This is a genomic window from Streptomyces sp. AC602_WCS936 (genome assembly GCF_019049125.1).
Lineage (GTDB): Bacteria > Actinomycetota > Actinomycetes > Streptomycetales > Streptomycetaceae > Streptomyces.
In genome coordinates, this window is record NZ_JAGMUF010000111.1 from 1 (window position 1) to 532 (window position 532).

1 pseudogene is annotated in these 532 nt (G+C 66.5%); it reads right to left on the reverse strand.

Annotated features, from left to right (window positions below):
• Positions 1 to 532: pseudogene (locus KUM03_RS29775) on the reverse strand (hydrogenase expression protein); the annotation flags it as partial.

The window sequence follows — 532 nt, forward strand, 5'->3', positions numbered from 1 at the left end:
CGGACCTGCGGCTTGTACGCGATCCAGATCATCACGAACGCGATCGACAACGCCAACGCGAACCCGAAGAACGTCGCCAGCCAACGCGGCAGAAACCCCCGCTGAACGTACGTCCCCTCGACCTCCGTCGGATCAACCCCCGACCGCCGCACCGCCAACGTGAACGGCCGCTCCTCCTTCGCCCCGAACCAGATCACCTGCCGCGGCTTCAACGTCGTCTCCACGAACGCCGCACGCCCCGGCTCGATCTGCACATTCCCCGGACGAATCTCGTACGACAGATGATCCCCGGTATCACTCCCGGAAACCGACGCCGTCACCTTCGTATTACCGAGATTGTCCACCGCCAGCCGCGGCCGCCCCCGAAACCGGCCCTTCACCGTCGGCGGCACCAACTCCGCCCGCACCTCCGTGAAAGGCGTGACCGTCAGATTCCCCTCCGGAACCGTCACCGCCTCCGGATGCTCCGTCGGCGTGATCCGCACCGCATACGGATTCGGACCCGCCGTCGCATCAGACGTACGCGGCGGCG